The organism is Limibacterium fermenti (assembly GCF_041902845.1).
Classification (GTDB): domain Bacteria; phylum Bacteroidota; class Bacteroidia; order Bacteroidales; family Dysgonomonadaceae; genus Limibacterium; species Limibacterium fermenti.
Genome location: NZ_CP159486.1, coordinates 3,423,470 through 3,442,643, shown reverse-complemented (window position 1 = coordinate 3,442,643; position 19,174 = coordinate 3,423,470). Strand labels below are relative to the sequence as shown.

Genomic DNA, 19,174 nt, shown 5'->3' with positions numbered 1-19,174 from the left:
GTGCCTCCTTTTTTTATGTTACACCTCTATTCGAGGGTGGAGCCGGGGAAGACTTAAATTATAGTGTATGCGATTTTTGTTTACGACCATCAGTATTGTTTTTCTTTCCATCGTCTGCGCTGTGGGGCAGCAGATCCCCTTGCAGTATAAGTTTCGCGTCTACCTTAGCGATAAAGGAAGCGGAGATTACTCTGCCGCTGATCCCGACGCCTTTCTCTCCCGTAAAGCCATCGAGCGGAAGAAGCGGCAGGGAGTCGCTATCGACTCGACCGACTTCCCTATTTCGGCCGATTATTTTATACAAATGTCGCACGCCGGAGGAAAAGTGGTTTCTTTCAGCAAATGGTTTCGTACGATGGTGGTGGAGGTCCCCGACAGCGCACGCATAGAGTCCATTGCTGCGCTTCCGTTTATCGACTCTGTAAAATATGTGTGGAGAGGGCGTGCGCGACACCAGGAGTCCCGCTATCGTCCCCGTCTGGAAAAAACGGATTGTCCGCCCGTTACGGCCGATCACTCTTATTTCGGACTGACCGATGCGCAATTTGGCGTGCACAATGCGCGAAAGCTTTTACTGGGCGGGTTTCAGGGAAAAGGGTTACAAGTGGGGGTTATCGATGCCGGATTTACCAATTACGATGTCATTCCATATTTTGCGGAGACCCGGTTAGCCGGATTTGCCGACTTTGTGCCGACAGGCTGTCTGTTTTCGGCCAATGATCACGGCACGAAAGTGTTGTCGACCATGGCCGTTTTAGAGCCGCGCCGCATGGTGGGGGCTTCGCCCGAAGCTTCGTTTTGGTTGCTCCGCTCGGAAGATGTGACGGGCGAGTATCCTGTAGAAGAAGATTATTGGTTGCGCGCTGCGGAATATGCCGACAGCGTAGGGGTCGATGTCATCAATACGTCGCTCGGATATAACGATTTTGATGATGAGTCGTTAAATTATACGCATGCCGATCTTACCGGCGATCGTTCCCTGATGTCGCTGGCGGCCGATAAAGCGTACGACAAAGGAATGCTGGTCATCGTCAGCGCGGGAAATGAAGGAAACAAGCCTTGGCGTAAAATCACGGCGCCCGGCGATGCCCGGAAGGTGATTACCGTAGGGGCGGTGGGAACCGATAGCCTCATTGCTTCGTTTAGTTCCCGAGGTCCTTCTGCCAATGGGCGTGTGAAGCCCGATTTGGTATCGATCGGCAAAGCAACCGTTACTGTCGGCTATAACGGTCGCATCGGGACGACCAACGGCACGTCGTTGTCGTCGCCTTTTTTGGCGGGATTGATGACATCGTTATGGTCGGTCAATCCGTTTTTGCACCGCGATACGCTGGTCGATATCGTTAAACGCTCTGCCAATCGATACTCGGCACCCGACACGATATACGGGTACGGGATTCCCGACTTCGGGAAGGCGATGGTCGAAGTATTGCAAACCCTGCGCCCTTATTCCCGCAAGGTGGAAGAGGGGGGCTGGAATATCCGGCCTGATTTTTCGGGAAAAAGCTATACGATAACCTTGAGGAATCCGGAATATTCTTTCGATGCGTATGCCGTTAAGGTGCTGGATGAGGCGGGCAATGTGCTGGCGGATGTCGCTTTTGAGAAAGAGGATACCGTGCGGATCCCCCTGTCGAAAGAAGTCCGGAAAACCAATCGATCGCTCTTCTTTACCGTTTCCGACCCGTTCAGCCAACAGACTTACCGGATAGCGCTATGAATACATCGACGACTTCTTTTTCACTTTCCGAGTTAAACGGTGCGGTAAAGGCTGCCATCCGCGAATCCTTGCCCGATACATACTGGCTGCGTGCGGAAACGAGCGACGTGCGCAGGAATCAAAAAGGGCATTGTTATCTCGAATTTGTGGAGAAAGACCCGGTGACGCAATCGATTGTCGCCCGGGCGCGGGGCATTATCTGGTCGAACGTTTTTCAAATGCTGTCCGTTTATTTTGAAGCGGAAACGGGACAGGCTTTTACCTCCGGACTCAATGTTCTAGTTTCCGTGTCGGTCGATTTCCACGAGTTGTACGGCTATTCGTTGACGGTGGTCGATATCGATCCTTCGTTTACCGTGGGCGAAATGGCGCGCAACCGTCAGCGGGTACTGAAACAATTGGAAGAAGAGGGCGTGCTGACGTTAAACAAAGAACTTACGTTGGCGGAACCGGCGAATCGCATTGCGGTTATTTCGTCACCTACCGCAGCCGGATACGGTGATTTTCACGATCAACTGGAAAACAATCCGGCGGGATTTGTTTTTTATACCAAGCTCTTCCCGGCCATCATGCAGGGTGAAAAAAGCGAGCAGTCCATTATCGATGCACTGGAACGGATATACCTCCATCGGGAGTTGTTCGATGCGGTAGCCATTATCCGCGGTGGAGGGGCTACGTCGGAGCTGAGTTGTTTCGATTCGTATTTGCTGGCTACCAACTGTGCCCAGTTTCCGTTGCCTGTCGTCAGCGGCATCGGTCACGAACGCGATGTGACGGTGCTCGATGCGGTGGCTCATACGCGGGCGAAAACGCCGACGGCCGTAGCCGAATTTTTCATTACCCGTGTGACCGAAACCGCCCGGCAACTGCTGGATTTAGAGGATCGGGTTGTGCGCGAGAGCCGGACGATTTTGCAAAAAGAGCAATCGGAGTTGTTTTCTTTTTCCAAAGACGTGGTGCATGTGTCGAACGTGTTGTTGCAGCGGGAGTCATCCTTTGTCTTGCAGATGGGGCGGCAATTGGCTTCTTCCGCAAAGCGTATGATGGAGCGGGGAGTCCACTTTGTAAGTACAAACGAGCAATATATCCGGATGGTTTCGCCCGAAAATATCCTGAAACGGGGATACACCCTCACTTTGAAAGACGGGAAGATTATAAAATCAATTCGGGAGTTGTCGCCGGGAGAGTGCCTGTCGACCCGTTTCGCAGACGGTACCGTGTTATCGGAGGTGAAAACTTCTACCGGGAACTGATTACAAATTACAAAATACAAATTACAAAATACAAATTACTAATTACGGATAGTGGATAGCTGAAAATAAATGGAAAAACAAACATATACCCAAGCAAAGAAAGAGCTGGAAGGAATTGTCAACGCCATCGAATCGGGCGATTTGGATGTCGATGCCTTGACGGATAAGGTTAAACGGGCATCGGAATTGATTACTTTTTGTAAAGAGAAGTTGACCAAAACCGATAGCGAGTTGCAAAAAATACTGGAGGATATTTCGTAACAATGATACCGGAAAAGAAATACAGCGTCATTATCGTCGCCGGGGGGAAAGGACTTCGTGCCGGGAGTGATTTGCCCAAACAGTTTTGCACGATCGGAACCAAGCCGATGCTGATGCATACCATCGAGGCATTTTACCGTTTCGATTACCGCCTGCGCATTGTGTTGATATTGCCCGTCGGCTATACCTTGCTGTGGGAGGAATTGTGCGCCCAATATCGTTTTTCTATCGCCCATGAAGTCGCTATCGGCGGCGACTCGCGGTTTCAATCGGTGAAAAATGGCCTGGAACTTATTTCGGAAGAGGAAACCGTCGGCATTCACGATGCTGCCCGTCCTTTTGTTTCCGGATCGGTTATCGGACGATGCTATGAAACGGCTTTTGAGCACGATTGCGGGGCGATTCCGGTAATCGACGAACCGAACAGTGTGCGCCGCCTCACCGCCGGCGGAAGCGAGCCGGTCAACAGGGCCGCGTTGAAGATCGTCCAAACGCCGCAGGTCTTTCCGGCGGAACGTCTCAAGCAGGCTTATCAAGTTCCCGATGATCCTTCCTTTACCGATGATGCCTCGGTAGCCGAAAGGGCGGGAATAAAAATACGATTGGTGCCGGGCGACGAGAGGAATATCAAAATCACGTCGTCTTTCGATCTGGAAATAGCGAACTATTTAAAACGTAAAGGGGATGAGCCCGTTTAACTGTTCTGCGCCGTTTGACGGAGTAAGGGCGCGGCGCCTTCGCTAAAACATATCCGGAAGTGGATACGGTATTATTTTTTTCTTTATCTTTGAACATCTAAAAACAAATGCTTATGAGTACCTTGATAGCGCCTTCGCTACTTTCGGCAAACTTCCTTAATCTGGAAGAAGATATTGAAATGCTTAACCGCAGTGAAGCGGATTGGATTCATCTCGATATTATGGACGGGGTGTTTGTTCCGAATATCTCCTTTGGCTTTCCTATTATCAAACGATTGAAAGAAAAAACCGATAAACTGTTGGATGCGCATCTGATGATTGTCCAGCCGGAGAAATTTATCGATGAAATCGCCGGCTGCGGCGTGCGTACGATGAACGTGCATTACGAAGCCTGCACGCATCTCCACCGGGTGGTACATGCCATTAAAGATAAAGGCATGCAGGCAGCCGTCACGCTCAACCCCCATACGCCGGTTGCGTTACTCGAAGATATTCTCCTCGATGTGGATATGGTGCTGCTGATGTCGGTTAATCCGGGCTTTGGCGGACAGCGGTTTATTGAAAACACCCTCGCCAAAGTATCGAGGCTCAAAGAAATGATCTTACGGAAAAAGCCGTCCGTCTTGATACAAGTCGATGGAGGCGTGAATCTCGAAACCGGCAAACAGTTGGTAGATGCCGGTGCCGATGTGTTGGTAGCGGGAAGTTTTATCTTTAATTCCGATAATCCGGTAGAGACGATTCACCGGTTGAAGCAATTATAGGAGTATCCCCCCGGCTTCGCCCTTCCATTCTTGCCCTGAGACTGTCTCAAAAGTAAAAATAGAAATGATTCTATTTGCGATTTGTACATGATCTCTTGCAGATTGCGCGGATTTTCGCAGAACGCAGATTTTAATAACAACTTTTATTACAGCCTCAGTTGCAGAGCCTGAAGTACGGCGGGTATCATAACGATATGAATGCGCTCCGGGGGAAAATCCCTTTTTTCTATCTATTGCTGCCTGTTGTAGCGGGCATTCTTACCGCTTCTCAGGTGCATGCTTTCTCCTGCTTCTTCTGGATCGGTCTGGCCGGGATAGGGGCGATGCTACTCGCCATTGTTTTTTCTTCCTTCAATCCGTATCCTTTCCGTTGGCTTTTCGGCGCGGGAACGATGCTTTTTCTGTTCTTTATTGCGACAGTCTCTTGCCGTCTTTGGGAAGAGCATACGGAATTTTCTTTTCCTCCGGAACAAACGACCTATATGGGGTACGTTTCCGATATTCCTCAGGAAAAGCCGAAATCGATGGCCTGTAATATTGCGGTCTCCGTACCGGTTCGGAAGAATGTGGTGTTGTATTTACAAAAAAACGCCGAAGCACGCAGCTTGTCTCCCGGCGAGGAGATTGTTTTTTCATGCACGATGCAACCGTTCCGGAATCTGGGAAATCCCGACGATTTCGATTATGTACGCTATATGCAAATAAACGGATTCTCCGGCTCTTCCTATATTCCCGAAACTCATTGGAAAAAAACCGGCCGGCAGAAGCAGGGCATCGCCGTTCTCGCACAACATATCCGGTTGGGTATTCTCGGGTTTTACCGCTCGTTGGAATTATCCCCCGATGCATATGCGTTTATTTCGGCGCTTACCCTCGGTTATAAAGCTCTTCTGACAGACGATTTGCAGGAGGCTTTCCGGGTGTCGGGTACCGCGCATGTATTGGCTGTGAGCGGACTTCACGTGGGGATTATTTATGTCATCTTCAATTTGTTCTTCTCTTTTCTGGGAACTTCCGGGCGAAAGTACCGGATGCGTCAGTGGGCGGTCATCGCGATGCTGTGGCTCTATGTTTTTGTTACGGGCTTGCCGATGCCGGTGGTCAGGGCGGGGGTGATGCTGACGATTTATTGTGTCGGAAAGATCTGTCGCCGGAAAGGCTTTAATTATAATACATTGGCCGCAACAGCTTTCCTGATGTTGATCGTACATCCTTCGGGACTGTTCGATGTCGGGTTTCAAATGAGCTTTGCCTCTGTCTTCGCCATCTTGTTCTTTCAACCGAAATTGAACGCATTATTCCCCGTAGAAAATCGATTTAAACGATCTGTGCGGAACTTGGCAACGATTTCATTAGCCGCCCAACTGGGTGTCTTCCCCTTGGTCCTTTATTATTTCGGCACGTTCCCTACGTATTTCTTTCTGGCGAACCTGGTTATTGTCCCGCTCACGACACTGATTACGTATGCCGTTTTTCCATTGATCCCGTTGTTTTTCTGCTTGCAGTGGCATATTCCTTTTTTCGACCGGCTATTTACGGTCTGTACCCACATCGTACAAGCGCTTATCGACGGGACGCTGCAATCGGTATATTGGGTCGAATCCCTCCCGTTATCGCAACTCTCCGGGGTCCATATTTCTTTTGTGCAGGTCTTCTGCCTGTATGTTTTTATATTGATGATAACTTCGTTTTTCATACGCCCGCGTGCACGTTCTGCCTTTATCGCGTTGTCTGCCGCATTGATTTTCCTGTTATCCCGGTACATGATGTGACGAAAAAAGGGGCGTATGTGCTAAATTTGTAGTACTTTTGCATTCATCCTAAAAAAACATCCGCAAAATATGAGTTATACAGCATCTGTCTCGAATATTATTGATGAGGCATCTATCCGTCAAATACAAGAGTACATCGACCGGTCCGGACAAATTGTCATTACCGCCCACCTCTCTCCCGATGGCGATGCATTGGGTTCTTCCCTCGCTTTATGCCAGTACTTGCAAAGGCAGGGCAAGAAGGCGGAGGTGATGGTACCGAATTCGTTTCCGTACTTCCTTAAATGGATGGAGGGGGCGGAAAAAATCCTTATATACGAACATAATTCCGCTGCCGGCCGCCATCATCTCGAGCAAGCCGATTTGATTTTTTCTCTCGATTACAATATCTTGAAAAGGGTCGGAGACATCGGGCCGGTGATTGCCGCTTCTCCGGCGCAGAAAGTGCTCATCGATCATCATCCGTATCCCGATACGTTGTTTGATGTGACGGTTTCGCATCCGGAGATTTCCTCGACGAGCGAACTGATTTTCCGGCTCTTGTTTCAGATGGGGGAATATGAAGGTTTGACCCCCGAGGAGGCTGCCTGTATCTATTGCGGCATGATGACCGATACGGGAGCGTTTACCTATAATTCGAGCAATCCGGAGATTTATGAGATTATCAGTTTGTTGCTTCGGAAGAATATCGATAAAGACGCCATTTACTCGAATGTGTATAACAATTATTCCGAAAACCGTTTCCGGCTGTTGGGTTTCACTCTCTCGCAACGGATGAAGATTTATCCCGAAAGCCATGCCGCGCTCATTTATCTTTCGAGAGAAGATCAAAAGCCCTTTCATTTCAGCAAAGGCGACACCGAAGGATTCGTCAACTATCCGCTGAGCATTAAGAATATTATTTTCTCGACGTTTATCCGAGAAGACGATGATCTGATCAAACTGTCATTTCGCTCGCAGAAGAACTTTGCCTGCAACGAATTTGCTGCGGAGTTTTTCGGCGGGGGCGGGCATTTGAACGCTTCCGGCGGAGAGTTTCACGGAACGATGGAGGATGCCTTGCAACGATTCGAATCGGGGCTCGAAAAGTATCGTGAAAAGCTAAAAAAGAACAATTTGTGACTTCTTTCTCTCCTTTTTAAGGATCAATAATGTTTATTTCGTCTCTAACTTGCCGGTTTTTGAAGCGGATTGTTTACTTTTGTAGTTCATTTAACGATTTGACGATAGAAATATATGAAACAAATATCTCCTGTATTTTTGCTTTTAGCGGCGCTTGCGCTGATTACCGCGTCGTGCAATAATCAGAAAACGTACGCCGATCATCTTAAGGAAGAAACAAAAGCAATTAAAAAGTTTATCAATGAAAATGATTTAATTATTCTCAAGACTTTCCCCAGTGATACAACTTTCAGAGGAAATGAATTTTATCAGGATCCTTACACGGGAGTCTATTTTCAGATAACCAATCGGGGACAAATAAACAATAAAGTATCGATAGCCGACGAAGTGTATGTGCGTTATAGCGGGTTGTCCTTTTTTATGTCGGACGATACGACCAAATATAACAATAACAATCCGGCAACGAGCCCGGACCCCGGAACATTCGTGTACTATGGGACGGTAACCGGTTCGACGGTCGATGCTTACCGAAATGCGACGACTACGGCATGGGCCGTTCCTTTACAGTATATCGGGCATACTGGGCGTGTGAAAATGATTGTCCCTTTTGCGATGGGATCTTCTTACGACCGGTCGAATTTTCAGCCTACCTATTACGAAAGCGTTCAATATCGATTTTCGCCTTATAAATAATAGAGCTATTCATCTGTAATCCGTTTTTTTATGACATTAATCAAATCCATATCCGGCATTCGGGGCACTATCGGCGGAGAGGTCGGTGAAAATCTCACTCCCTTGGATATTGTGAAGTTCACGGCTGCCTATGCCTCCTTTATCAAGCAAACGACAAAAGAAAAGAATCCCGCGATCGTCGTGGGACGTGATGCCCGCATTTCGGGCGAAATGGTACACCGCATTCTCACCGGAACGCTTATCGGCATGGGCTGCCGCGTTACGGATATCGGCATGGCTACGACACCTACCACCGAATTGGGCGTCATCCGCGAAAAAGCGGCGGGGGGAATTATCATTACAGCCAGTCATAATCCGAAACAATGGAACGCATTAAAGTTACTCAATGGTGATGGCGAATTTCTTAGTGCAAAGGATGGAGAGACTGTTTTACAGATAGCTGAGGCGGAAGATTTTCCGTTTGTGGGCGTCGACGAGTTGGGGACGTTGGTGCAAAAACGATATCTTCACGAGCATATTCAAAGCGTATTATCGCTCGATCTGGTCGATGTGAAAGCCATTAAAGCGGCGAATTTCCGTGTCGCCATCGACACTGTAAACTCGGTCGGAGGAGTTGCATTGCCCGAACTGTTGTATGCATTAGGCGTAAAAGAAATTTTTAAACTGCATTGTGCGCCGCATGGCAATTTTTCTCATAATCCCGAACCCCTGCCGGCAAATCTTACCGAACTGTCTGCGTTAATGAAGAGTTCGAAGGCGAATGTCGGTTTTGCGGTCGATCCCGATGTGGATCGGTTGGCGATTTATTGTGAAAACGGAGAACCTTTCGGTGAAGAATATACGTTGGTGGCAGTGGCCGATTATGTGCTGCAACATACGCCGGGTAACACCGTGTCGAATTTGAGTTCGAGCCGCGCGTTGAAAGATGTTACCGAAAAGCACGGCGGACAATATTCTGCGGCTGCCGTAGGAGAAGTGAATGTCGTTACCCGGATGAAGGAAGTCAATGCCGTTATCGGCGGAGAAGGAAACGGCGGGGTGATTTATCCGGCGTCCCATTATGGACGCGATGCCTTGGTGGGGATAGGGTTGTTTTTGTCGCATTTGGCAAAGACTGGGTTGAAGCCGAGCGAATTGCGCGCAACCTATCCGGCTTACTTTATGGCAAAACAGAAAGTCGAATTGACTCCCGGAATAGATACCGATGCGGTATTGGCCGGAATAAAGGCGCGTTTTAGTGATGAGAAAGTAACCGATATCGATGGAGTGAAAATCGATTTTCCCGATAAATGGGTGCATCTCAGAAAGTCGAATACCGAGCCGATTATCCGGGTATATTCCGAAGCTCCTTCGCAAGAAGAAGCCGAGGCGACGGCGAAGCAGATTATGGATATGATCAAAGAGTTCCGATAGAACGGATTGATTCAAGCACATTGCGATTGATTCATCCTTGCCCTCAATTTTTCGGTAGGGCTATGATACATGCAGCGGAAAAGGCGCCAACTGTGAGGCGCAAGAATATTTTCCGCCTGTATAGTCATGATCGTATCTTAGGCGAAATGAAGCAAAGAAAAGTATCCACGATTATATTTTATGAAAGATAAATTGGTAAGTCGCGAAGATATTCGTGCATGGCATCCTATATTCCGTAGCAAATATGGAGATAAATTGATTGATTGGGGAGTGAAAATATCGGGGCTGAATATCGCCAATGATATTTACGATCGTTCGAAACACTTGACAGGCCCCGCGTTTTGTAAAGATTTATTGGATAAATTGAGTCTGAAACGCACGTTGGTCAACGTGGAAATCCTCGAAGAATATAAAAATAAACCCTTTATCACTGTTTCCAATCATGCTTACGGACATGTCGATGGTATCGCGGCGATTGAGACCGTTGCCTCACGGGTGGATGATTATAAAATCATGGTCAACTTTGTATTGGGAATGATCGATACGATGGCCGAGAATTTTATCACGGTGAATCCTTATAAAGCCGGTAATCCCGATAGTGCCACGTTGAACGGCATAAAGCAGTGTATCGAGCATATCCGCAACGGGCATGCCATGGGGTTTTTCCCTTCGGGTGCGGTGTCGAATATTTATTTCAAGCACGGGCGTTTTGTGCTGGAAGACCGGGAGTGGCAGGCATCCATTATTAAACTGATAAAGAAAGCGGAAGTGCCCGTCATACCGATGCACTTTTCGGGACGGAATTCCATCCCTTTTTATCTCTCGCGGTTATTCGGATGGCAAGTCCGTACGCTATTGATGTGTCATGAATTGTATAATAAGAAGGACAAAGAGATGGTGATTACATTCGGTAATCCCATTATGCCGGAAGAGATGGCTTCCTATAAAGATGATAAGGAACTCGGCGAATTTTTGAAGTTGAGCACCTATCGGTTAGGAAAAAAATAAATAATTGCCTATCTTTGAAATCTAAAAAATTCTACTGCAAAAGCGAACGGTTTTTATGGCTAAAGTAAATATACAACAAATAAAACAACGGTTTGGTATTATCGGTGTTTCGCCGGAGTTGGAGAGAGCTATGGATGTTGCTTTGCAAGTTTCTCACACCGATCTTTCCGTGCTTATCACGGGCGAGAGCGGGGTAGGGAAGGAAATTTTCCCGCAGATCATACATCAATACAGCCGGCGTAAACATGGCGCCTATTTTGCGATTAATTGCGGATCGATTCCCGAAGGAACTATCGATTCGGAATTGTTTGGCCACGAGAAAGGGTCTTTTACCGGGGCTACGGGTACTCGCAAAGGGTACTTCGAGGTGGCTGACGGCGGGACGCTTTTCCTCGATGAGGTGGGGGAGTTGCCTTTATCGACACAATCCCGGTTGTTGCGCGTGCTCGAAAGCGGCGAATTTATCAAAGTGGGTTCCTCGAAAGTGGAAAAGAGTGATGTCAGGGTGGTAGCCGCAACGAACTTAAATATGGTGAAGGCGGTGGAACAAGGAAAGTTCCGGGAAGATCTGTATTATCGGCTCAATTCGGTGCCTATTCGTATCCCGCCGTTGAGAGACCGCCGCGAAGACATTCCCCTGCTCTTCCGGAAGTTTGCGGGCGATTTCGCCGAAAAATACATGATGCCGTCGATTTCTCTCACCGACGATGCGAAGGAATTGATTAAAGAATATCGATGGCCCGGAAATGTACGGCAGTTGAAGAATATCACCGAGCAGATATCCATCATCGAAAAAGAACGGATTATCACCGCGGATATCCTGCAAAAATATTTGCCTAAAAACGAGGTGGGCATGTTGCCGGTATTAGTGTCGAATATCAGGGATGCCGAACAGAAATCGTTTGCCAATGAGCGGGAGATATTGTATCAGGTGTTGTTCGATATGAAAAAAGATATCACGGACCTTAAAAAGGTGGTGAAAAATATGTTGGATAATTCGGAAAATACGTCGCCAAAGATTTTTGACGATCCCGTGGCTTCTACTTCCGTCATTCCAAAAGATAATGCGACCGTTACCATTCCTGTAAAATACAATCAGGATACGATTCGATTGGACGACCGGCCTTCTTCCAAAGACGAGGAGATACAGGAGGCGGCCGAATTTGAAGAAAGTTCGTTATCACTGGATGAAGTGGAAAAAGATCTCATCGTCAAAGCCCTTGAGAAGAATAACGGAAAAAGAAAACAGGCTGCAGTCGACCTGGGCATATCCGAGCGTACACTCTACCGGAAAATTAAAGAATACAATTTGGATAACGCATGAAAAAGTACCTTTTCGTTCTTTTAGCGGCTTGTGTGATGGTTTCCTGTACGATTTCATACAAATTTAACGGAGCTTCCATCGATTATAATGTGACGAAGACATTGCAAGTAGGTCATTTTATCAATCAGGCGCCGCTGGTTTATGCGCCGCTGGAGCAACGATTCAACGAGGAGTTGAAAGATATATTTACGCGCAACACCCGCCTGCAATTTGTCAATCAAAACGGTGATATGGAGATTGAAGGCGAGATTGTCGGATATGAATTAACGCCTTTGGCCGTACAGGAAGATCAGTTTGCGTCCGAAACAAAATTGACCATGACCGTGCGTATGCGTTTCAAGAATAACAAAGTGGAAGGGCAGGATAAGGAGGAAACCATTTCGGCCAACCGCACGTTCTCGAGTAATGTGGTGCTTACGTCGGTACAGGATCAGCTCATTGAGGAATTGGTTGACGAAATTGTCGATCAAATTTTTAATGCGACAATGGCTAATTGGTAACGGGCATGGAAAGAGAGGTGTTTTACGAATGGACGGAGGATATGGAGCGGCTCGATGAAGCGTCTGCCGAACAACTGAAAACGGTGGTCGACACTTATCCGTACTTTCAGTCGGCGCGCCTGCTGTATACCAAGAACCTTTCTGTTTTCAGGAACCCCCTTTTCGACGAAGAACTCGCCAAGACCGCTGTTCTTTGCGGCGATCGGCGCAAGTTGTTTTATTTGATCCGCAACGAGGATTACGCCCCTTTCTTGCCGGCGCGCGAACGGGGAGACACTCCCGAGGATAAGACGCAAGCCTTACTCGATTCCTTCTTATCTTCTTTGGATGACGAGGAAAATACGGCTTCGCAAGAGCCGGTTTCGCCCGAGTTGGGTATTATTTCTACCGACTATCTGTCGTATTTGCAATCGGTAGAAGGTGAAGGGGAAAAAGAGGAACGCAAGCCGGAGCATCCGCTGAAACATCAAAACATTATCGATCGTTTTATCGAAAAGGCGCAGGATGATAATCTTTTTTCCAATCCTTCCGAACCGGCCGAGAGTTCGACTGTAAATCTTGATAATGAAGAGTATAATGATGATTTACTGACCGAAACTCTCGCGCGTATCTATATTAAACAAAAAAAATATGAACAGGCTCTGGCAATTATTAGACGCTTAAGTTTGAATTTCCCGAAAAAAAGTGTTTACTTTGCCGACCAAATTCGTTTTTTAGAACATTTGATTATCAACGAAAAGTATAAAAAATAATAGAACGTTATGTACATATTTCTAACAATTTTGATTTTAATAGCTGCCGTCCTCATGGTTCTTATCGTGTTGGTGCAGAAATCTAAGGGAGGGGGACTTGCTGCAGGCTTTTCTTCGTCGAACCAAATCATGGGTGTGCGTAAAACAACCGATTTTCTCGAAAAAACCACATGGACCCTTGCTGCGGTGATTATGGTGTTGAGTGTTTTAACGGCTAAATATACGGCCTCGCATTCTACTACGGCTCCACAATCGCAGATAGAAGTGCAACAACCGGCTCCGCTAAATCCTACCACCGCTCCCGATGTTACTCCTACGTTGCCGGTACCTGCCGAAACGGCTCCGGCTCCGGCGCAATAAGACAAAGAGACAGAGAGACAAGGAGACAGAGACTGGGAGATGATGCTTCGCGATAACGGCTTCGCCTGATAATGCACTTCGTGCGATAAGGTGACCGCGAGGCAAACCCATTATCGTGAAGCGGTATCACCGCAGGCATATCTCCCCGTCCCCATATCTTCTATAACGGATCTACATCATAATAGACCCGCATGTATTTGAATTCGGGGTTGGCGCGCATGCGTTGCTCCGACTTCTTAATAAGTTTCCTGATTTTTTGCGGAGATAATCCGATTTCGAGTTTTAAGAGAATTTCCCGGATGTGGTATAATTGGATTTTAGCCACGGCGGGTTTGCTCGGGCCCAGCAGACGCTCGTGCAGTGACGGCCGGAGAAGCCCGGCAAAAGCGCGGGCTTCAACTTCGGCTTTTTGCTCGTCTTTATCTTTGATGACAATACGGATAAGGCGCGAATAAGGCGGATAGTTGAACAGTTTCCGTTCCGCGGCTTGTTGCCTGAAGAACCCCTCGTAGTCGTTGTCCGTAAGGTAACGGTATAACGGTTGTTCCGGATCATTGCTTTGAATAATCACCTTCCCGCGTTTGTTTTTACGGCCTGCCCGTCCGCTGGCCTGCATCATTAGCTGAAAGCCCCGTTCGTGTGAGCGGAAATCGGGATAATTCAGCAAGCTGTCTGCCGAGATGATGCCTACTACGCTGACATCGTCAAAATCCAATCCTTTCGATAACATTTGCGTACCGATAAGAATGCGGGTCTTTTTTTGCTGAAAGTCCGAAAGAATATTCTCATATGCATTTTTGCCCCGGGTGGTATCCGCATCCATGCGGGCGATGGAGACTTCCGGAAAAAGCCGCGCCACTTCTTCTTCCACTTGCTCCGTGCCCATTCCTACCGGTTCGATACTTGGTTGATGGCACTCGGGGCATTCCGTCACCATTTTATACGTTGTGCCGCAATAATGGCAAACGAGTTCATTGCGCGATTTATGATACGTGAGGCTGACATCGCACCGCCGGCATTTGGGTGTCCAGCCGCAAAGCTGGCACTCGACCATGGGCGCAAAGCCTCGCCGGTTGCGGAAAAGAATGACCTGTCCGCCTTCCTGCAACGCGTTATCCATATAACTAATGAGCGCCGGAGAGAGCAAGGATTTCATTTTTTTCTTGCGACGCAGCTCTTTGGTATTTTCCAAAATGATTTCGGGCAGCGAGATATCTTCATAGCGGTTGGCCAGCGTGACGAGCCCGTATTTCCCCGTTTGGGCATTAAAATACGATTCCATGGAAGGCGTGGCGGTACCCAGCAAAATAGGAGCCTTCGTGAGATGAGCGAGCATAACGGCCGTATCGCGGGCCTGGTATCGGGGAGCCGGTTCCGTTTGTTTATAACTGCTTTCATGCTCCTCGTCGACAATAATCAATCCCAATCTTTTAAAGGGCAGGAAAAGCGATGAGCGTACGCCGATGACGATGTCATACGGATGATCCGACAGCATTTTCTTCCAGATCTCCGCCCGTTCCTGATCGTTTATTTTGGAGTGATAGATCGCCAGCTTGTCGCCGAAAACCGCTTGCAAACGATGCGTAAGCTGTGTGGTAAGCGCTATTTCGGGAACTAAATACAGCGTCTGTTTGCCCTCTTCCAGCAGGCGCTTGATCAGATGAATGTAGATTTCGGTTTTTCCACTGGAGGTAACGCCATGCAACAGGCACGGCTTCCGGTCGTTAAAGCAGTCGATAATCTCGGTGAAAGCTTGCTGTTGATATTCATTGAGCGTGTGAGGAGCACGGGTAACCCTTGCTGCGCCGTCGCCCAGGCGCCCGATTTCGACGGTCGCCTGCCGTAGGACGTTTTTCTGCAATAGTCCGTTCAATACGGAAGCCGAAGCGCCGGTGAGAGCCATGATCTCTTTGCGACTAAAGGAGTCCGCTTCGCTAGCGGCAAAAATGCCAGTGATCTGTTCGTAGAGCAACTGTTGCTTTTTTGCTTTGCCGATTGCGTGCGAGGCGGATTGGGGAGATAATTTCTTCGGGAGGAAAATATGTGTTTCGGTCTTGGGCGCAAACTTACTTTGGATGGATTCGTGGATTACGACCAAGCCTTTTTCTGCTAACGAATAAACTGTCGGTAGGACATTCCCGATTTTCAGGCGGACGGCGATTTCGGATATCTTTACCGGAAGGTCATGCTCGTTCAGCAGGTCGATGATTTGTTTTTCCTTTGGACGCAATCCCTTTTCATCGGTGGCGTGCCCTACGAGGGCGGATACCATCGTTTCGCTTTCCATCCTCAGTTTGGAAGGAAATGCCGCTTTGTAAACATCGCCTAAAGGCGACAGGTAATAAAAAGATACCCACTCCCATAATTTCAGTTGATTTTCGTTCACCAACGGAACGGAATCGATCAGGGAATGGATATCTTTTAAGGAGACGCCGCTCTGTGGGGCGTCGTGATGTATTTTAAGAACAATAGCCGTATAGTACTTGCGTTTTCCGAAAGGAACGATGACTCTGCATCCGATTGCCAGCGCACTTTGCATGGACGCCGGAACGGCATAGGTAAACGTTTCGGATAAGGGCAAAGGCAGTACTACATCGGCAAACATGTATTATAAGTATACGGCGGCCGTAAGTGACCAAGTACCTTTTTTTCCGTTGAAAGCATCGGTCCATTCGGGTTTGTCTACCGAATAGTTATCGGTCATTTTTATGCCGTAGTTAATTCCTACGGCCAGGCGATTGAGTACTTCGGCTCCCAGTCCGACATTGATTCCGGCTTCGAAACTTTTTGTTTCCACTTGTCCTTTCAAGGCTTCGTAAGTGAAATCATCGCTCGACACCAGAAAACGGGCATACGGGCCGCCGGCAACAAATATTTTCACCGGAAGCAGTAGTCCGAATTTATATTTCACGTTCACCGGAACATCCAGATAGTGGTTGGACACTTTCTGCACCACTTTTTCTATTCCTTGAGTAACTTCCTTCACATTCATCCGGTCGTTGCTGTATAAGAGCGAACCTTCAATGCCCAAATTGACAAGGGGTAGCGTAAATTCGGCCGTGGGACCTAATTTAAAGCCATTGAGGTTTTCCACTTCAAGAGCTTCTTTCGTAAAAGACGGCGTATTGAGTCCTACTTCGCCTCTCAACCCGAAGCGTAATTGTGCGTTAGCTGTAGCTCCCATCAGGAAGAAAGCAATCAGCGTACTGAAAAATACTGTTTTTGTTTTCATATCAATTCATTTAGTAAAATAGTAATCTTTTTTAGTCCGTGCAAAGCTATAACATTTGGATGAATTAGCCGCCGAAAGTACGGAAAAAAACAAATGCTACCTCTGCATTTATAGAAAGGGAAAGCGATGGCTTTTCCACAAATAATTCAACGACATCAACATAACGTTTAACCGGGAGCGATTGTTTACACGTATATTACTCACGGCCCTTTGGTCTTAATGATGCATGCAACTGTTGTTCATGCGGCGGATACCCCTTTCGCATTACCGCAAGTGGAAAAACCTCCTTCGGGCAACCCGATCGTGCTTTTTCCGGTTGCGAAAATGCCATCGCCTTCCCCGCGGCATTTTCGCAGGTGTCAAATATACCAACGGTAACCCGAAGGGACTTTTTCCAGTGTAAAAAGGTACTTTCGGAAACCCGAAGCGGTTTTCACAAGTGGAAACAATCCGTTCCGGCAACCCGAAGCGGCTGTTTGTTCTGTTAAAAGTTCCCTACAGAAAAAAGGAGCTGAATCGGCAAAAGATTCACCCCCTTTTCTTTAAGCAACAGGTCTAATTAGGGCTGGATATCTTGTATAAAATACCCGTATTTCAATACATCCTTTTCAATTAAAGAGAAAACCGCCCATATCTTGCTTCCATCGTTCTTGATGATTTTAAAGTATTCCAGATCAAGAACTCCGTCGGATGATTTACCATACGGAATATTCTGATAACTGATTTTACATCCTTGCTTTTCTCCGATAGATACATCTTTCGGATAATAAATTTTCAGGACATAGAAATCGTATCGGGTGTATCCGCTCAGATTCATTCCGTTTTCAATCATATTTAAATAGTCATAATAAGGGGCACTTGCAGTTGACGCATCGAATACAAAATAAGGAGCTGTTGTTTCCTCCATTATTGCTGCCAGCTCTTCTTCATCATAGGGAATAGTTGTTGATTGAGTATTAATCGACAAAACAGCTTGTCGTTTACTTGCATCCGTAACGACAATATTTGTTTTTCCTTCTTTCCCTTGTGCTGTAATGATAATCGTATTTTCCGATGTTTGTACCGTCGCAATCGTTTCGTCCTCCGAAACGGCTGAGTACTTGCCATTGCCTTCCAATATATTAATGGTGACATCTTTTTTATTCCCAATTTTAAAATCGATATTAACAGTTTCCTCTTCCAGTACGATTTTGTCATATTGATAAACGATCACAGGTAATCGTTTTAATTGAGTTTTCTTATCCGAAATGATAATGTTGGTAGACCCCGTATTTTTACCGTATATTTCTATCCGGTCATCGTTTAACGTGACAGCGGCTATATCGGGATTAATAGAAAAAACACTATAATCGCCGTTTCCTTCTGAAATAAGCACTTCCGTATTTTCTTCCATTTTAAGATCGATAGCCTCCTTATCCAAAACGATATCTCTTCCACATAAAAAACTGTTCAATGCAGCAGGAGAATCCGCTGTATCGAACAGTTTTCAGGCGATCGGGAGTCTGTCGCTCCGGGCGGCGCCCTCGGTAAAGTTATTTAGTCTTTAAACTTAGCTTTCAAGAATTCGCGGTTTAATCGCGCAATATTCGAAATCGAAATGTTCTTGGGACATTCGGCCTCACAGGCGCCGGTATTGGTACAATTCCCGAAGCCAAGCTCATCCATTTTTGAGACCATCGATTTGGCACGGCGTGCAGCCTCAATTCGTCCTTGCGGAAGCAAGGCGAGTTGACTTACTTTAGCCGATACGAAAAGCATCGCCGAACCGTTTTTACAAGCCGCTACGCAAGCGCCGCAACCGATACAAGCAGCCGCATCCATCGCCGCTTCCGCTTTATCACGGGGGATGGGAATAGCATTTGCATCGGGAACGCCTCCCGTATTGACGGAAACATACCCTCCCGCCTGTATAATCTTGTCGAAAGCGGTACGATCGACCATCAGATCCTTTATAATAGGAAATCCTGCCGAACGCCACGGTTCTACCACAATGGTGTCGCCGTCGTCAAACTTACGCATGTGTAATTGGCAAGTCGTGATATCTTCATCGGGGCCATGAGGATGGCCGTTGATATACAAACTACACATACCGCAAATGCCTTCGCGGCAATCGTGATCGAAAACCACGGGGTTCTTACCCTCATTGATGAGTTTCTCATTGAGGATATCCAACATTTCGAGGAAAGAACTCCCTTGCGAAATATTCTCCAATGTGTATGTTTCGAAATGGCCTTTTTCTTTAGGCCCATTCTGGCGCCATACTTTTACTTTGATGTTTATATTTTTGTCCATAGGATGATGC

General features: G+C 47.2%; 18 protein-coding genes. 14 read left to right on the top strand and 4 right to left on the bottom strand.

Translation table 11 applies throughout. The features are described 5' to 3' along the window. Positions 1 to 67 precede the first annotated feature (67 nt). The 14 genes from ABNK31_RS14890 to secG all read left to right on the top strand — a co-directional run bounded on the left by ABNK31_RS14890 (position 68) and on the right by secG (position 13,640). Positions 68 to 1,720, top strand: coding sequence for a S8 family serine peptidase (locus ABNK31_RS14890; protein ID WP_418893247.1), 1,653 nt, complete (start codon positions 68 to 70; stop codon positions 1,718 to 1,720). Next, complete coding sequence (gene xseA, locus ABNK31_RS14885) at positions 1,717 to 2,973, top strand: exodeoxyribonuclease VII large subunit (RefSeq protein WP_418893246.1); 1,257 nt, start codon at positions 1,717 to 1,719, stop codon at positions 2,971 to 2,973. The genes ABNK31_RS14890 and xseA overlap by 4 nt, the downstream gene beginning before the upstream one ends. A gap of 69 nt (positions 2,974 to 3,042) precedes the next feature. Then, positions 3,043 to 3,234: an exodeoxyribonuclease VII small subunit gene (gene xseB / locus ABNK31_RS14880; protein ID WP_418893245.1), complete on the top strand. Its 192-nt coding sequence runs from the start codon at positions 3,043 to 3,045 to the stop codon at positions 3,232 to 3,234. 2 nt (positions 3,235 to 3,236) lie between these two features. Beyond that, positions 3,237 to 3,932 (top strand): 2-C-methyl-D-erythritol 4-phosphate cytidylyltransferase, encoded by a 696-nt coding sequence (locus ABNK31_RS14875; protein ID WP_418893244.1) that lies wholly within the window; start codon positions 3,237 to 3,239, stop codon positions 3,930 to 3,932. A gap of 113 nt (positions 3,933 to 4,045) precedes the next feature. Continuing rightward, positions 4,046 to 4,696 carry a ribulose-phosphate 3-epimerase gene (gene rpe / locus ABNK31_RS14870; RefSeq protein ID WP_418893243.1) on the top strand — a complete coding sequence of 217 codons (651 nt, stop codon included), beginning with the start codon at positions 4,046 to 4,048 and terminating at the stop codon, positions 4,694 to 4,696. 194 nt (positions 4,697 to 4,890) lie between these two features. Further along, the gene (locus tag ABNK31_RS14865) at positions 4,891 to 6,468 is read left to right on the top strand and encodes a ComEC/Rec2 family competence protein (RefSeq protein ID WP_418893242.1); all 1,578 of its coding nucleotides are present in this window, start codon (positions 4,891 to 4,893) and stop codon (positions 6,466 to 6,468) included. A gap of 69 nt (positions 6,469 to 6,537) precedes the next feature. Then, entirely contained in the window at positions 6,538 to 7,590 is a 1,053-nt protein-coding gene (locus tag ABNK31_RS14860; protein ID WP_418893241.1) for a DHH family phosphoesterase, read from the top strand. A gap of 114 nt (positions 7,591 to 7,704) precedes the next feature. Beyond that, entirely contained in the window at positions 7,705 to 8,283 is a 579-nt protein-coding gene (locus tag ABNK31_RS14855; protein WP_418893240.1) for a DUF4827 family protein, read from the top strand. A gap of 30 nt (positions 8,284 to 8,313) precedes the next feature. Then, positions 8,314 to 9,696: a phosphoglucosamine mutase gene (gene glmM, locus ABNK31_RS14850; RefSeq protein WP_418893239.1), complete on the top strand. Its 1,383-nt coding sequence runs from the start codon at positions 8,314 to 8,316 to the stop codon at positions 9,694 to 9,696. Between the two features lie 180 nt (positions 9,697 to 9,876). Next, on the top strand, positions 9,877 to 10,704 hold the full coding sequence (locus tag ABNK31_RS14845; RefSeq protein ID WP_418893238.1) for a 1-acyl-sn-glycerol-3-phosphate acyltransferase: 828 nt from the start codon (positions 9,877 to 9,879) through the stop codon (positions 10,702 to 10,704). A 55-nt stretch (positions 10,705 to 10,759) separates the two neighbouring features. Further along, positions 10,760 to 12,028, top strand: coding sequence for a sigma-54 interaction domain-containing protein (locus tag ABNK31_RS14840; RefSeq protein WP_418893237.1), 1,269 nt, complete (start codon positions 10,760 to 10,762; stop codon positions 12,026 to 12,028). After that, complete coding sequence (gene lptE, locus ABNK31_RS14835; protein WP_418893236.1) at positions 12,025 to 12,528, top strand: LPS assembly lipoprotein LptE; 504 nt, start codon at positions 12,025 to 12,027, stop codon at positions 12,526 to 12,528. The genes ABNK31_RS14840 and lptE overlap by 4 nt, the downstream gene beginning before the upstream one ends. Before the next feature lie 5 nt (positions 12,529 to 12,533). After that, positions 12,534 to 13,280 (top strand): hypothetical protein, encoded by a 747-nt coding sequence (locus ABNK31_RS14830; RefSeq protein WP_321579691.1) that lies wholly within the window; start codon positions 12,534 to 12,536, stop codon positions 13,278 to 13,280. Positions 13,281 to 13,289: 9 nt separating this feature from the next. Then, complete coding sequence (gene secG / locus ABNK31_RS14825; protein WP_418893235.1) at positions 13,290 to 13,640, top strand: preprotein translocase subunit SecG; 351 nt, start codon at positions 13,290 to 13,292, stop codon at positions 13,638 to 13,640. Between the two features lie 160 nt (positions 13,641 to 13,800). Here secG and priA read toward each other — a convergent pair whose 3' ends face one another. The 4 genes from priA to ABNK31_RS14805 form a co-directional block, all read right to left on the bottom strand. Next, on the bottom strand, positions 13,801 to 16,245 hold the full coding sequence (gene priA, locus ABNK31_RS14820) for a replication restart helicase PriA (protein WP_418893234.1): 2,445 nt from the start codon (positions 16,243 to 16,245) through the stop codon (positions 13,801 to 13,803). Positions 16,246 to 16,248: 3 nt separating this feature from the next. Next, positions 16,249 to 16,872, bottom strand: coding sequence for a porin family protein (locus ABNK31_RS14815; protein WP_418893233.1), 624 nt, complete (start codon positions 16,870 to 16,872; stop codon positions 16,249 to 16,251). 559 nt (positions 16,873 to 17,431) lie between these two features. After that, entirely contained in the window at positions 17,432 to 18,265 is an 834-nt protein-coding gene (locus tag ABNK31_RS14810; protein WP_418893232.1) for a pilus assembly protein N-terminal domain-containing protein, read from the bottom strand. 143 nt (positions 18,266 to 18,408) lie between these two features. Beyond that, a complete protein-coding gene (locus ABNK31_RS14805; RefSeq protein WP_418893231.1) occupies positions 18,409 to 19,164 on the bottom strand; it encodes a succinate dehydrogenase/fumarate reductase iron-sulfur subunit in 756 nt (251 codons plus the stop codon). Positions 19,165 to 19,174 lie beyond the last annotated feature (10 nt).